This is a genomic window from Sphingomonas natans (assembly GCF_030546695.1).
GTDB lineage: Bacteria > Pseudomonadota > Alphaproteobacteria > Sphingomonadales > Sphingomonadaceae > Sphingomonas_I > Sphingomonas_I natans.
In genome coordinates, this window is sequence record NZ_JAUOTP010000002.1 from 139,121 (window position 1) to 152,152 (window position 13,032).

The window sequence follows — 13,032 nt, forward strand, 5'->3', positions numbered from 1 at the left end:
CGCCCGTCATTTCGGCGAAAGCGCGAGTAAAAAAGATCGTTCACGCAGAGACGCGGAGACGCAGAGAGCAAGAAGAACGGTCCAGCTCCTCTCCCTTTTCTTCTCCGCGTCTCCGCGTCTCCGCGTGAACCAAATTCTTCCGTGCAAAGGGCGCGAAGGGCGGGAATCTGGCTTCTCGCTCCCGCAGGGCTGGCAAAGTGGGAAGTCCCGCTCACCCCGCCTCCTCGCGCGTCACCCGCGCCACTTCCTCGACCGTCGTCTCCCCTGAGCGGATCGCCGCCAGCCCCTCGTCCATCAGCCCCGGACCCTGCGCGCGCGCATGCGCGACAAGCGCCGCTTCGGGCGCGCCGTCATGGATCAAAGCCGCCATCGCCGCATCGACCGCGACGATCTCGTACAGCCCCTGCCGCCCGCGAAATCCCTCGCCGCGACACGCCGGGCAGCCGACCGAGCGCCACACCGTATCGCCCTCGGCAATCGCCCCGCCCAGCAAGGCGACATCGCGCGCATCGGCCGCCTCCTCGCGCCGGCACGCTTCGCATAGCCGCCGCACGAGCCGTTGCGCCACGAGCCCCACCAGCATCGGCGCGAGCAGATAGCGCTCCACCCCCATATCGACGAGCCGCGTCACCGCGCCCACCGCCGAATTGGTATGCAAAGTCGAGAGCATGAAATGCCCCGTCATCGCCGCGCGCACCGCGACCTCGGCGGTCTCTTGGTCGCGAATTTCACCGACCATGATCACGTCCGGATCCTGCCGCAGGATCGCGCGCAGCCCGCGCGCGAAGGTCATGTCGGTGCGCGGATTGACCTGCGTCTGGCCGATCCCCGCCAGCTCATATTCGATCGGGTCTTCCACCGTCAGTATGTTGCGCTTGCGATCGTTGAGCTTGGCGAGCGCCGCATACAGCGTCGTCGTCTTGCCCGAACCCGTGGGCCCGGTAACGAGCAGCATCCCGTGCGGCCGCTCCAGCAGCCGCTCGAACAAGGCCAGATCGCGCCCGTGCAGCCCGAGCGTCGCCAGATCGAGCTGGACCGATCCGCGATCGAGCAGCCGCATTACCACCCGCTCGCCATGCTGGGTCGGGATCGTCGAGACGCGCACGTCGATCTCATGCCCGCCGACGCGCACCGTCACGCGCCCGTCCTGCGGGATCCTCTTCTCGGCGATGTCGAGCCGCGCCATCACCTTGATCCGGCTGACCAGCAACGGTGCGAGCGCGCGATTGGGCTCGACGATATCGCGCAACACGCCATCGACGCGGAATCGCACGATCAGCCGCCGCTCCTGCGTCTCGACATGGATATCCGATGCGCGCGCCTTCACCGCCTCCAGCAGCAGCGCGTTGATCAGGCGGATGACCGGGCTGTCATCCTTCATGTCGAGCAGATCCTCGACCGCACCGACGCTGTCGGCCAATGCGGCGAGATCGGTATCCGCCTCGGCCGCGATATCCGCCGCCTCGCCCGCCGCGTCGCGATAATGCGTCTGCAGCGCGCGCTCGAACTCGACATCGGCGACATCGCGCCACGGCAGGGCGCCGAACAGCCTTTGCACCTCAAGCAATGCCGCCAGCCTGACGCCGCTACGGTGCAGGCAGACGAGCCCGCTCGCCTCCTCGATCACGAGCACGCCCTGCGCGCGCGCAAAGCCATAAGGCAACAGCGCGGCGCGCGGCGCGTCGTCGACGAGAGCGTCAGGCTGCGTCGACATTCAGCAGGCCTCCCCTACCTTTTTCCGTTCGCACTGAGCCTGTCGAAGTGCCGTTCTTCTCTTCGCGCCGACGGACGAGAAGCAGGGCAGTGCTTCGACAAGCTCAGCACGAACGGTCGGAATGATCATCATCATCCGCCCGCCAGCACGAAACGCGCCGTCACCAGCCCCGGCCCGGTCGCGCTCGCCTCGATCCGTGCCTCGCCGACGCGCAGGCTGCTCGTGCGCTCCAGATCGGCGACGAAGCGCAGCACCGCATCGAACGGCGCATCGGCGAGCACCACCGTCAGCCGCCCACTCTCGGGCTCCACGCGCTGGACGGTCACGCCCGTCGCCCCCGCGCTTGCTGCGACGATCCCCGCCGGCGGACCGTGGCGCGCCGCCGCACCCGCCATCCCCGGCCCCGCCGCGCGCAGCCGCATCGCCAGCATGTCGTAGGTCCGGATATCCGCGGTCGCCTGCGCGCGCGCCGTCTCCAGCGGCCGCACGACCAGAGCCATCAGGATCGCCAGCGTGCCGAGCGCCGCGAGCACGCCCAGCAAAACCTGCTCGCGCTGCGACCGCCCCGACCACCACAGGGTGCCCCGGTCCCACCACGGCGCCAGACTACCGAGCTTCATGCCGTCCCCCGGATCAGGAACGCGCCGACCGCCTTGCCGTCGCTCTGGCTCGCCGCGCCCGCCTGCGCCTGGATCCCCGCCGCGGTCAGCGCCGATCCGATCTGCTGCAGCCCCTCGATCGTCGCCGCCTCCACCTCGATGCTCATCGTGTTCGCGCTGCCGTCATAGGAGATGGCGTGCATCCGCACCGCCGATCCCAGCGGCTTCAGCGCCGCGCCGACGCGACCAAACAGAGGCAGGAAGCTCGACGGCCCCGCGCCGTTCGCGGGCAATATCTCCGCCGCGCTCGCCGCGACATCGTCGCCGATTACCGCGCCCGGCGCGATCTGCTGGACGATACCGCGCATCTCGCCCGCCTTGACCGAGGCGATATGCTGGACGGCGATCGTATCAACCCCCGCGATCGCGGCATGCGCGAGCGCCCCGGCCGCCGCGACCATCGCGATCCGCTGCCACAGCGGCGAGACCGCGCGGCGCGGCGCGGCATAAAGCCCCTGCCGCAGATCGAGCGCGGGCCGCGTCAGCCGCGCCGCGAGCGCATCCTCTTCATAACTGGCGGGCTCGGCCGGAATCTCGCTCGGCGACGCCTCGCCATAAGAAAGCGCGCGCGGCCTCCCGGCAGCCGCCCACGCCGTCGCCAGATTTTCGACGGGCAGCGCGAAGCCCGTCCCGTCCTCGACGCGCACCAAGGCCCGCCCCGCGGCGATATCAAGGCTCCATGCGCCCGGCGGCGGCACGGGCAGACCCAGCACGTCCGGTATCAGAGCCGCCTGCTCCAGCCCGAATTCGGCGAGCAGCGCGACGCATGCCCGCATCCGCTCGTGCGATACGATCCCAGCGAGATAGGTCTGCGCCGCCAGTTCCGCGCCGAGCGCCGCATGCACGTCGCCGATCGGCTGCGCGATCCGGTCCTCGATCGCGAAGGGCAAGGTCTCCAGCCGGCGTCGCTGATTGGCGATCGGCAGGCTCACGCTCAGCAGCAGCACCTCCTCGGCGGGCAGCAGCACGATCGCGGGCCCGACATCGAATCGCTCGAGATTCACGAGACTGTCGCCGTCGATCGTCCAGATGCCCGCGCCGGTATTCTCCGGGGCGAGGCTGGCGTCGTTCGGCCGCAGGGACAATGGCCTTCGCATAAGACCGGGCTATAGTAGAGACGATGAGAATGAAACCAAGCGGCTCCGCAACCGAAGTGTCGCATCTCGCCCCGAATGGCGAGCAGGGCCTCACCCTGGTCGAGATGATCGTCGTCCTCGCGATCATCGCGCTGGTCGCGGCGCTGATCGTGCCCAACATCATCGGCCGCCCCGATCAGGCCCGCGTCACCGTCGCGCAAAGCGACCTGCGCTCGATCTCCGCCGCGCTGAAGATGTACCGCCTCGACAATGGCGATTACCCGACCACCGCGCAGGGCCTCGCCGCTTTGGTCAGCAAGCCCGGCGGCGAACCCGCCCCGCGCAATTATGCGGCCGGCGCCTATCTCGACAAATTGCCCGTCGATCCGTGGGGCGATCCGTATATCTATGCCAGCCCCGGCGCGGACGGCGCAGGCTTCGATCTCGCCAGCAACGGCAAGGACGCCAAGCCCGGCGGCGACGGCCTCGCCGCCGACATCAAGCTTTCGAGCAACTAGATGCGATCGTGCCCTCCCGCTCAACCTGAGGAGGGACTGAGCCTGGCGAAGGCCCGTCTCGAAGGACGGTCACTGTCGGTGCCGGTCCTTCGAGACGCCGCTTCGAGAAGCTCAGCGGCTCCTCAGGATGAGCGGGTGGGAGCGCATGAAGCCGGCCTCACCCTCGTCGAAATGCTCATCGTCCTCGCGATGATCGGCGTGATGGCGGGCGCGGTCGTGCTCGCGGTCGGCCGCTCGGGCGGCGGGGGCGCGCAGGCAGAGGCGCGCCGCCTCGCCACCCGCCTCGCGCTCGCCGCCGACGAGACGATGGTCACCGATACGCCCTTGGCGATCGACTGGGATGCGCGCGGCTATCGCTTCCTCGGCTGGAACGGCACGGCTTGGGTCGCCAGCCGCACCCCCGCGCTGGAGCCGCACAAACTCCCCGCCGGCCTCAGCCTCGATGCCGCCGGCGCGCACCCGCTGCTGATCGGCGGCGACGGCGGCGGCGCGACTTTGGATGCGCATCTGAAGGCCCGCGATGAAGCCTGGCGCGTCCGCTTCGACGGCGTCAACGCCACCGCCGAACCGGATGCCGCGACATGAGCTACCGCCCCTGCTGCGTTCGTGCTGAGCGAAGTCGAAGCACGGACCACGAGCGTGCCGCTAACGGCACGTCCTTCGACTTCGCTCAGGACGAACGGGGAGGGGAACCGCAGGCAGGTTTCACCCTGATCGAGGCGCTCGTCGCGCTCGCGATCGTCGCCATCGCCGCCGCCGGGCTGATCGGCGCGACCGAGCGCCACATCGATACGGTGACCGGCATCGAACGCCGCACCGCCGCGCGCTGGATCGCCGAGAACAGGCTTGCGGAGATGGCGCTCGCGGGCGACAGTCCGGGCTCGGGGGAAGGGCCAATCGAGATGCTGGGGCAGCCATGGCGGGTCGCGACGACCTCGCGAGCAAGCGCCGATCCCGATCTCAGCCTCGTCGAGGTCGCGGTGTCGCCCGCGAACGGCGCACCGCTGGTTCGCCTGCGCGGCTTCGTCGATACGGGCACGCATCGATGACCCCGCGCCAGGCCAGGCTCGGCGCCAATCTCTTCACCGCGCTCGTCGCCGCCTCGGTCGGCGTCGCGCTCGCGGGCACGACGTGGCGGCTGCTCGGCGATCCGGGCCAGCGCCTCGGCGCAACCCCCGTCGCCGCGCGCCCCGCCCCGCCGCCCGACATTGCCACGCTCGTCGGCCTCTCACCCTTCGGCACCGCCGCCCCGATCGCGGGCGCGGCCGATACCAATGTGATCCTGCGCGGCATCCTGCTGGCCGTGCCGCGCTCGGCCTCCTCGGCCCTGATCTCCGTCGGCGGTGCGACCCCGGTCGCCTTCTACACGGGCAGTCAGGTCGCGGGCGGCACGATCGACGAGATCGCCGCCGATCATGTCGTCATCGCCACCGGGAGCGATCGCCGCCTGCTCGCTTTCCCCGACCGCGCCGGAACCGGGCCTGCGACCGCCGCGACGAGCGCGCCCACCGTCTCGGTCGCGCCACCTGCGCCCTCGCCACCGCCCGGCCCGAGCGGCCCCGCCCCGGCCGCCAATCCCCAGACCCTGCTCGCCGGCCTCGGCGCGACGCCCGCCGCCGATGGCTTCCACGTCAATACCCCCAGCCTGCAGATGAAGATGGCCGGCCTCGCCCCCGGCGACGTCGTCCAGCGCGTCAACGGCATGGCGATGGCCGAGCTGATGACCAATCCGGCCGCGCTCCAGACCGCCTTCACCAACGGCACCGCGCGCGTCGATCTCGTCCGCGCTGGCCAGCCCCTCACGCTTTCCGTTCCCCTCCGCTAAGGCCCGCATGTGACCTTTCGCCGCCCTCTTCTCCTGATCGCCGCGCTCGCCGGCCCGCTCGCCGCGCAGACGCCCCCGTCGGTGCCCGTGCCCGCCGTGCCCAACAGCCGCCCCGGCGACATCGTCGTCAACATGCACGATATCGAGATCGCCGCCGTCGCCGAGCAGATTTCGCGCCTCACCGGCCGGACCCTGATCCTCGATCCGCAGGTGCGCGGCACGGTCAACGTCACCTCGGCGATGCCGCTGACCGCGGATGGCGTGTGGGAATTGTTCCAGTCGGTGCTGCGCGTCCACGGCTTCGCCGCGGTGCGTTCGGGGCGCGCCTGGCGGATCGTCCCGCAGGCCGAGGCCGTCCGCGAGGCGCCCGGCTCCGGCGCGAGCGGGCAGGTCACGAGCCGCCTGATCCGCCTGCGCAACGTCTCGCCCGAGACCGCCGCACGCGTGTTCCGCCCGCTCGTTGCCCAGTTCGGCAGCATCGAGCCGCTGACCAGCCCCAATGCGATCGTCGTCACCGATTATGCCGACAATATCGCGCGGATCGAGCGGCTTGCCGCCGCGCTCGACGGCGGGCGCGGACCCGCCTTCGAATCGATCGCGCTCCAGGTCGCGAGCGCCAAGGATGTCGGCGCCGCGCTCAAGACGCTCTGGGGCGAAGGCGACACGAGCCCGCGCATCGCGATCGACGAGCGCAGCAACCTCCTCCTCGTCCGCGGCGACGCGCGCGCCGTCGCCGAGGCGCGCCGCATGGCCGAGCGGATGGACCGCCCCGGCGGCGCGAGCCCGACGACGCGCGTCTTCCGCCTGCGCAATGCCGATGCCGAATCGGTTACCGCGGTCCTGTCCGGCCTGATGGGCGGGCAGACGCAATCCGCCAATCCGGTCGCGCAGACCTTGTCTACCAGCCGCTTCGGCAACAGCATCAACAGCATCGGCGCGGGCAATACCGGCACGGGCACGACCGGCAGCCTTCCGACCGGATCGAACGGCACGAGCATCGGCGACGTGGCGAGCGCGCTCGGCTCGCAATCCTCGTCCGGCACCCTGGGGGCGATGGCGCAGAGTCTCGGCAGCAGCCAGTCTGCCAAGTCGACCGGCTTCTCGACCCCCGATCTCGCCGTCCAGTCCGCGCCCGAACTCAATGCGATCGTCGTGCGCGGCACGCCAGCCGCGCTCGCGCAGATCCAGCCCTTGATCGATCAGCTCGATGTCCGCCGCCCGCAGGTGATGATCGAGGCGGCGATCGTCGAGGTCACCGCCGATACCGCCGAGGCGCTCGGCATCCAGTTCGGCGCGGGCAACGGCCTGCCCGGCATCGACGGCGCGGTCAGCTCCTTCTCGAACATCGCCACCCCGCTCACCTCGATCCTGACCGCTCTGGGCACGCCGATCGGCACGCTCGCATCGGCTTCGGGCTTCACCGGCGCCATCTCCAGCGGCGACAATTTCCAGCTGCTCGTCCAAGCGCTCGGCAGCTCGACCAAGGCCAATCTGCTCTCTACGCCGAGCGTGACGACGCTCGACAATCAGGCCGCCGAGATCGTCGTCGGCCAGAACGTGCCCTTCCGCACCGGCAGCTACACGACCGACACAGGCAATTCCGTCACGCCCTTTACCACGATCGAGCGCAAGGATGTCGGCCTGACGCTCCGCATCATCCCGCGCGTCCACGAAGGCGACGTCGTCCGCCTCGACGTGAGCCAGGAAGTCTCGTCGCTCGTCGGCGCGGTCACCGGCGCGGCCGATCTCGTCACCAACCGCCGCTCGATCCAGACGACCGTGCTTGCCGATGATGGCCAGACGATCGTGCTGGGGGGGCTCATCTCGGACGACCGCACCAACACGAAGAGCCAGGTGCCCGTGCTCGGCGACATCCCGATCATCGGCAATGCCTTCAAGAGCCGCCAGCTCCAGCAGACCCGCCGGACCCTGTTCGTGTTCCTGCGCCCGACGATCCTGCGCACCGCGACGCAGGTCGCGAGCGTCTCGGCGGCCAAATATGCGCGCGTTCGCAGCGCCGAGGCGCAGCTCGACGATCGCTCCAGCCTGCTGCTCGATCCGCCCAAGGCGCGGCTGAGCCTGGAGCTGTCCGGGGTTTACTGAGGCGGCTCGTCGCGCGCCGGCAGGACCGCCACGCGCTCGTCCTTGCCACGCTTGAAGAAGGCGCGATCGGCAGCGACGCCTGCGAGCGTCCAGCCGTCGATCGTCTCGCCCGGTGCGATCGTCCGGATCGCGCCTTCGCCCACACGCACCATCACGAGCGGCGCCGACAACCGACCGACGATGCCGACGAGCTGTGGGGGGCCTGCCGTCGTTTTCGTAGGGGAAGCGTCCAGCCGGGAATCGGCGAAGAGCGGCTCGCGCAAAGGGTCGCCCGCGGTGACCGGGGCGAAACGGACCGCCACGACCGGTGTGGATCCGATCGCGGGTGCCGGGGGCCGCTCCCCGAGCAGCCACATGACCGTGATCAGGCTCAAAACGCAGGCGACGACCTGCACGGCCGAATCCACTGAGCGCCTCATCGGCGAAACTCGATCGGCGCCACCGCGCGCGCCTCCAGCCGAAGCGCGCCGCCTGCCACCGGCCGGATCGCCCAGCGCACGAGGCGCATCGCCGGGCGCTCGCCCTCGATCGCGCGGGCGAGCGCGATGAGCTGCGCCTCTGGCCCCCTCGCGTCGAAATCGACTGCGGCAAAGCCGGGCGCGGGCGGCGCCGGCAGCGACCGCACCGACAGCCGCAGGCCCACCGTCGAGCCGCGGTCCGCGATCAGCCGGACGAGCAATGTCGACGCCGAAGCCTGGTCCCGCGCGACGAGCCCCGCGCCATCCGCGGTTCGCAGCGCGACCGGCCGGACGGCGGCCAGCACCCGCACACGCTCGCGCCAGGCGGCGTCGCGCGCGGACACCGCCCAGCCGGCGAACAGCACCAGCCCGAGAAACACGGCGATCCCGAGCAACGAGCGCCTCATTCCGCTTTGCCCGCCAGCCGCACCCGGATCGTGCCGTCGTCGCGCGCCGCCTGTCCGCGCTCGCGAAAGCCGGCGAGCCAGGCATCGGCCGCGAGCGCGGCGCGCAGCGCATCCGGATCGGGCGCGTCGATCGCGATCTCGAGGCCGCCATCTTCGTCCCGCGCAGCCTCGGCGAGGCGGACATCGGGAGGCAGATGCGCGCGCAGCGCCGCCAGCGTCGCATCCAGCGGCGGCAGTGCCAAGGTCTTCGCCAACGCCGCGACCCGCTCCCGATCGCGCGCCACCGCCTCGCTTTGCGCGAGCAGCGCATGCGTCTCGGCTCGCGCCGCCGCCGCCTGCCAGAGCGCGCCGCCGGTGATGATCGCCGCCGCGAGCCCCGCGACGAGCAGGATCTGCCATGCGGCCGCGTGCCGGCGTGCCCCGATCGTCGCCTCGCGCGCACGCAGCGATCGAAATCGCGCGACGACCCGATCGACGAGACTGGCCGACGGCGTCAAATACGGCTTGTCCCGTAGAGGATTCGGCGCTGTCATGCCGGGTGGGATACAATTGTTTAATGGCTTTTCGCGCAAAAGTTCCGAATAGAGATCAAGATACGCGTGGGGGCGTCGGCTGGCCGCGACGGCGGTGCCGGGAACGATGGTGGCAGGGTAGATCAGGTGACGGGGCCGGCGACAGCAGGGAGCATCGATAAGACACGCCCGGCGGCGCCCCTGCGACCGGCAATGCACACGCGCGTGTGACGATGCTCGATTCGCCGATACCGAAACCAAAGAAGCGCATGCGATCCTCGCGGTCCCACGTCCCGTCCGATCTCCAGTCGCTCCGCCTGCGCCTGTGCCTGCTCGTGCTCGTCGTCGATTGCCTGGCAATCTTCGGCGGATGCCTGGCGGGCAATTTGATCCGGTTCGGGGATCTGTGGGCCGATCCCGGCGTGAGCCTCTTCGCCGCTGTCCTGCCTCTCTATGTGGGCATCGCGATCAATAGCGATGCGTTCGGCGCGGATACGCTGTCAGACGTCAATAGCGGCCTGTCCCGCGCGATCCTCGCTTATGTCTTCGCGGTCTTCGCCGTGCTGTTCATCGCCTTCTACATGAAGGCCGGCACCGAGCTGTCGCGCATGGCATCGGGCGTGGCGCTCGTCTCCACCTTCGGCACGCTCGCGGGAGGACGCCTGCTCTGCGCGGCCTATATCCGCCGCCGCACGGGCATGCATCTGTTCTACGATCTGATGATCCGCGACGGGGTCGATCTGCCCGCCCCGCCGAACATGATCGTCGTCGATGCCGCGACCGCCAACCTCCACCCCGATCTGCGCGATCCGCACATGCTGGATCGGCTCGCGGGGCAGCTCTACGGCGTCGATCGCGTCGTCATCGCCTGCCCGCCCGAGCGACGGCTGGTCTGGTCGCTGCTGCTGAAGGGCTCCAGCGTCAACGGCTATATCCTCTCGGACGATCTCGATACGATCGCGCCGATCGGCATCGGCAGCCTGTCGGGCCATTATACGCTGGCGGTCGCCTGCGCGCCGCTCGATCTCAGCCGCCGCTTCACGAAGCGGGTGCTGGATCTCGCCATCACCCTGCCCGCCTTGCTGTTCCTCTCGCCTTTGCTGCTGGCGGTCGCGGTCGCGGTCAAGATGGACAGCAGCGGGCCGATCCTGTTCCGCCAGCCGCGCATCGGCCGGGGCAACCGGATCTTCCTGATGTACAAGTTCCGCAGCATGCGGAACGATCTCACCGATCGCGCGGGCAACCGCTCCGCGTCGCGCAATGACGATCGCATCACGAAGATCGGGCGCTTCATTCGCGCGACCTCGATCGACGAGCTGCCTCAATTGTTCAACGTGCTGCGCGGCGAGATGAGCCTGGTCGGCCCGCGCCCGCATGCGCTGGGCAGCCTTGCGGGGAACGCGCTCTTCTGGGAGGTCGACGAGCGCTACTGGCATCGCCACGCGCTGAAGCCCGGGCTCACCGGTCTCGCCCAGATCCGCGGCTATCGCGGCGCGACGCCCCAGGCCAAGGATCTCGCGGACCGGCTCAACGCCGATCTCGAATATCTCGCGGGCTGGACGATCTGGCGCGACATCTCGATCCTGGCCGGAACGCTCAGGGTGCTCGTCCACCCCAACGCTTATTGATCAGGACTTGCGCGCGTCGACGACCGCCTTGGCGAGCGCCTCGTAGCCGACCGCGCCGCTGAAAAATTCCCCGCCGATCACGAAGGCCGGCGTGCCGCTGACGCCAAGCCGCCCGGCCAGCGCCATGTTCGAGGCGATCTCGGCGGTCACGTCCTCGCTTTTGCCCGCACGGGCGAGCTGGCCCGCATCGAGCCCCGCCGCAGCCGCGACCTTCGCGATCGTCGCCGCATCGGGACGCCCGGCCGCGAACAGCCCCTTGTGGAGCGGCAGATATCGCCCCTGCTTGGCCGCGGCGAGCGCGACACGTGCGGCAGACACGCTGTCGGGGCCCAGCACGGGAATCTCGCGCCACACGACCTTGAGATCGGGGTTCTCGGCGAGCAGCCGCGCGACGTCGCCGACGCTCGCCCGGCAATAGCCGCAGCTATAATCGCTGAACATCACGAGCGTGATCTTCGGACTCTGGCTCCCCGCCCAGGCGCTGCCGAACGGCTTCTCCAGCGCGGCGCGGTCCGCATCGATCGCCTTGGCATTTTCGCGCGACTGCAATTTCTGCATCGCCTCGGGGATGATCTCGGGATGCGCGAGGATATAATCGTGGACGATCGCCTCGATCGCGGCCCTGTTCGCAACCGGCGCGCCTGCCTGCTCGGCCAGAGCCCGCGTCCCCACGGCGCCGCCGGCAAGGCCGATCAGCCCCGCCGCGCCCGCCATCAACATTCCCTGTCTGCGCGTCACCGACGCTTTCCCTTCTTGTTCTGCGCTTCGTCGCGCGCGGTCAGCGCGATGTCCTGCGCGCGGAGATAATCGGGCGTGCCGACCGGAATGCCGCGCATCGCCATTTCCGCGCTGCGCATCGCCTGCACCGGATTGCCCTCCAGCCCGAACTTCTCGGCCGAGGCCAAGGCCGCGCGCGGCTCGTCCCCCAGCTTCGAATAGACGAGCCCCAAATTGTACCAGGCGAACGGATTTTCATTGTCGCGCTGGACCGCGACCTTGAGCACCTTCGAGGCTTCGGCGAGATTGGCCGGATCGTCGGTCGCGACCAGCGCATGCCCGAGCGTCGAGGAGATGAGCGGGTTGCTACCCGAACGCGCCGTGGCCTCGCGCAGCGGCGGAATCGCAAGCACCGGCTTGCCCGATTCGAGCAATATCTGGCCTTTGAGCTCCAGCAGATAGGGATCGTGCGGCGCGGTCGCGACGAGCCGGTCGATCTCCTGCACCGCGCGCTCAGGATAGGCGCCGCGATGCCACGCATAGGATCGCGCATACATCGCCGCCGGGCTCTGGTCGCTCTCGGGATATTTGCGCAGCACCAGATCGGGATCGTCCATATAGCCGATCAGCTTGCCCTTGATCCGCAGGAAGCGCGCCTGCAGCGCGGGATCGAGCGGCTGATTCCAATAAGGCTCGGCGGACAAGGTATCGCGCAGGAAGCGCTCGCGATCGTCGGTCATCGGGTGATCGACGTCATAAGTGTCGATCTTCGTGAAGCTGGGGGTGAGCCGATATTCCTCGCGCCGCAGCTTGGCGAAGAAGGTCACCATCCCCTTGCCCGAGAGATGCGCATCGGTGAGGTGGCGCACCGCGGAGGCGTCGGCGCTGCCCTCCTGCTGGCGGCTATAGGCCATGAATTTGCCCTCGGCCGCGCTCTGCCCGGCCATCATCGCCGCCATGCCCGCCTCGGGCGCGCCCGCCGCCATCGCCGCCGCGCCGAGCAGCAGCGAGAGCAGGGTGACGCGCATCGCCGAGGCCGCAGCGACGCCGGTGCGCACCGCATCGCCGCCCTCGATATGGCCGAGCTCGTGCGCGATCACGCCCTGCAGCTCGTTATAATTGTCGGACTGCTCGATCGTGCCTGAATTGATGTAGATGATCTGGCCGCCCGCGACGAAGGCATTGATCGAATTGTCGCCGACCAGCACCAGCTTCAGCGCGCCGGGCGAGAGCCCCGCCGATTTGGCCATGCCCGTCGAGATTTCCTCGAGAAAGCTCTCCGTCTCGGCATCGCGCAACACCGATTGCGCCATGGCGGGCTCGACGACCAGCAGCAGGCAGACCAGCCCGGCGAGCGCGATGCGGAGCGAACGAGCCAGGCGAACCATCGCCCGACCCTTCGCTCCGCGACGCTG

The 13,032-nt window shown here is 69.6% G+C and carries 14 protein-coding genes; 6 read left to right on the forward strand and 8 right to left on the reverse strand.

Features of this window, described 5'->3' with window-relative positions; all coding sequences use genetic code 11:
• Positions 1-211: 211 nt before the first annotated feature.
• The 3 genes from gspE to gspL form a co-directional block, all read right to left on the reverse strand.
• Complete coding sequence (gspE, locus tag Q4F19_RS04355; RefSeq protein WP_303540195.1) at positions 212-1,714, reverse strand: type II secretion system ATPase GspE; 1,503 nt, start codon at positions 1,712-1,714, stop codon at positions 212-214.
• A gap of 131 nt (positions 1,715-1,845) precedes the next feature.
• Positions 1,846-2,334: a type II secretion system protein GspM gene (gspM, locus tag Q4F19_RS04360; RefSeq protein WP_303540197.1), complete on the reverse strand. Its 489-nt coding sequence runs from the start codon at positions 2,332-2,334 to the stop codon at positions 1,846-1,848.
• Complete coding sequence (gene gspL / locus Q4F19_RS04365; RefSeq protein WP_303540199.1) at positions 2,331-3,458, reverse strand: type II secretion system protein GspL; 1,128 nt, start codon at positions 3,456-3,458, stop codon at positions 2,331-2,333. The genes gspM and gspL overlap by 4 nt, the downstream gene beginning before the upstream one ends.
• Before the next feature lie 35 nt (positions 3,459-3,493).
• Here gspL and gspG point away from each other — a divergent pair, with 35 nt between their 5' ends.
• From gspG to gspD, 5 genes are all read left to right on the forward strand, one after another.
• Positions 3,494-3,967, forward strand: a complete 474-nt coding sequence (gene gspG, locus Q4F19_RS04370; protein ID WP_303540200.1) for a type II secretion system major pseudopilin GspG — start codon at positions 3,494-3,496, stop codon at positions 3,965-3,967.
• 135 nt (positions 3,968-4,102) lie between these two features.
• Positions 4,103-4,552 (forward strand): prepilin-type N-terminal cleavage/methylation domain-containing protein, encoded by a 450-nt coding sequence (locus Q4F19_RS04375; protein WP_303540201.1) that lies wholly within the window; start codon positions 4,103-4,105, stop codon positions 4,550-4,552.
• Complete coding sequence (gene gspI / locus Q4F19_RS04380; protein ID WP_303540203.1) at positions 4,549-5,016, forward strand: type II secretion system minor pseudopilin GspI; 468 nt, start codon at positions 4,549-4,551, stop codon at positions 5,014-5,016. Before Q4F19_RS04375 ends, gspI begins: the two co-directional genes overlap by 4 nt.
• Positions 5,013-5,792 (forward strand): type II secretion system protein N, encoded by a 780-nt coding sequence (locus tag Q4F19_RS04385; RefSeq protein ID WP_303540205.1) that lies wholly within the window; start codon positions 5,013-5,015, stop codon positions 5,790-5,792. Before gspI ends, Q4F19_RS04385 begins: the two co-directional genes overlap by 4 nt.
• A gap of 9 nt (positions 5,793-5,801) precedes the next feature.
• Entirely contained in the window at positions 5,802-7,895 is a 2,094-nt protein-coding gene (gspD, locus tag Q4F19_RS04390) for a type II secretion system secretin GspD (RefSeq protein WP_303540206.1), read from the forward strand.
• On the opposite strand, the gene Q4F19_RS04395 is transcribed toward gspD, so the two are convergent.
• Genes Q4F19_RS04395 through Q4F19_RS04405 form a run of 3 tightly spaced genes read right to left on the reverse strand, consistent with a single transcriptional unit; the run spans position 7,889 to position 9,293 of the window.
• Positions 7,889-8,314, reverse strand: coding sequence for a hypothetical protein (locus Q4F19_RS04395; protein WP_303540207.1), 426 nt, complete (start codon positions 8,312-8,314; stop codon positions 7,889-7,891). The two genes, gspD and Q4F19_RS04395, sit on opposite strands and share 7 nt — an antisense overlap.
• On the reverse strand, positions 8,311-8,748 hold the full coding sequence (locus tag Q4F19_RS04400; RefSeq protein ID WP_303540208.1) for a hypothetical protein: 438 nt from the start codon (positions 8,746-8,748) through the stop codon (positions 8,311-8,313). Before Q4F19_RS04400 ends, Q4F19_RS04395 begins: the two co-directional genes overlap by 4 nt.
• A gap of 8 nt (positions 8,749-8,756) precedes the next feature.
• On the reverse strand, positions 8,757-9,293 hold the full coding sequence (locus Q4F19_RS04405; protein WP_303540210.1) for a hypothetical protein: 537 nt from the start codon (positions 9,291-9,293) through the stop codon (positions 8,757-8,759).
• 248 nt (positions 9,294-9,541) lie between these two features.
• On the opposite strand from Q4F19_RS04405, the gene Q4F19_RS04410 reads away from it, so the two are divergent.
• The gene (locus tag Q4F19_RS04410) at positions 9,542-10,900 is read left to right on the forward strand and encodes a sugar transferase (RefSeq protein WP_303540212.1); all 1,359 of its coding nucleotides are present in this window, start codon (positions 9,542-9,544) and stop codon (positions 10,898-10,900) included.
• On the opposite strand, the gene Q4F19_RS04415 is transcribed toward Q4F19_RS04410, so the two are convergent.
• Positions 10,901-11,638: a DsbA family protein gene (locus tag Q4F19_RS04415; protein WP_303540214.1), complete on the reverse strand. Its 738-nt coding sequence runs from the start codon at positions 11,636-11,638 to the stop codon at positions 10,901-10,903.
• Positions 11,635-13,005: a M48 family metalloprotease gene (locus tag Q4F19_RS04420; protein ID WP_303540216.1), complete on the reverse strand. Its 1,371-nt coding sequence runs from the start codon at positions 13,003-13,005 to the stop codon at positions 11,635-11,637. Before Q4F19_RS04420 ends, Q4F19_RS04415 begins: the two co-directional genes overlap by 4 nt.
• Positions 13,006-13,032 lie beyond the last annotated feature (27 nt).

Excerpts from the sequence above, each read along its gene's own strand:
- gspE (WP_303540195.1), bottom strand. The coding sequence starts at position 1,714 with ATGTCGACGCAGCCTGACGCTCTCGTCGACGACGCGCCGCGCGCCGCG.
- gspM (WP_303540197.1), bottom strand. The coding sequence starts at position 2,334 with ATGAAGCTCGGTAGTCTGGCGCCGTGGTGGGACCGGGGCACCCTGTGG.
- gspG (WP_303540200.1), top strand. The coding sequence starts at position 3,494 with ATGAGAATGAAACCAAGCGGCTCCGCAACCGAAGTGTCGCATCTCGCC.
- gspI (WP_303540203.1), top strand. The coding sequence starts at position 4,549 with ATGAGCTACCGCCCCTGCTGCGTTCGTGCTGAGCGAAGTCGAAGCACG.
- Q4F19_RS04385 (WP_303540205.1), top strand. The coding sequence starts at position 5,013 with ATGACCCCGCGCCAGGCCAGGCTCGGCGCCAATCTCTTCACCGCGCTC.
- Q4F19_RS04395 (WP_303540207.1), bottom strand. The coding sequence starts at position 8,314 with ATGAGGCGCTCAGTGGATTCGGCCGTGCAGGTCGTCGCCTGCGTTTTG.
- Q4F19_RS04405 (WP_303540210.1), bottom strand. The coding sequence starts at position 9,293 with ATGACAGCGCCGAATCCTCTACGGGACAAGCCGTATTTGACGCCGTCG.
- Q4F19_RS04410 (WP_303540212.1), top strand. The coding sequence starts at position 9,542 with ATGCGATCCTCGCGGTCCCACGTCCCGTCCGATCTCCAGTCGCTCCGC.
- Q4F19_RS04420 (WP_303540216.1), bottom strand. The coding sequence starts at position 13,005 with ATGGTTCGCCTGGCTCGTTCGCTCCGCATCGCGCTCGCCGGGCTGGTC.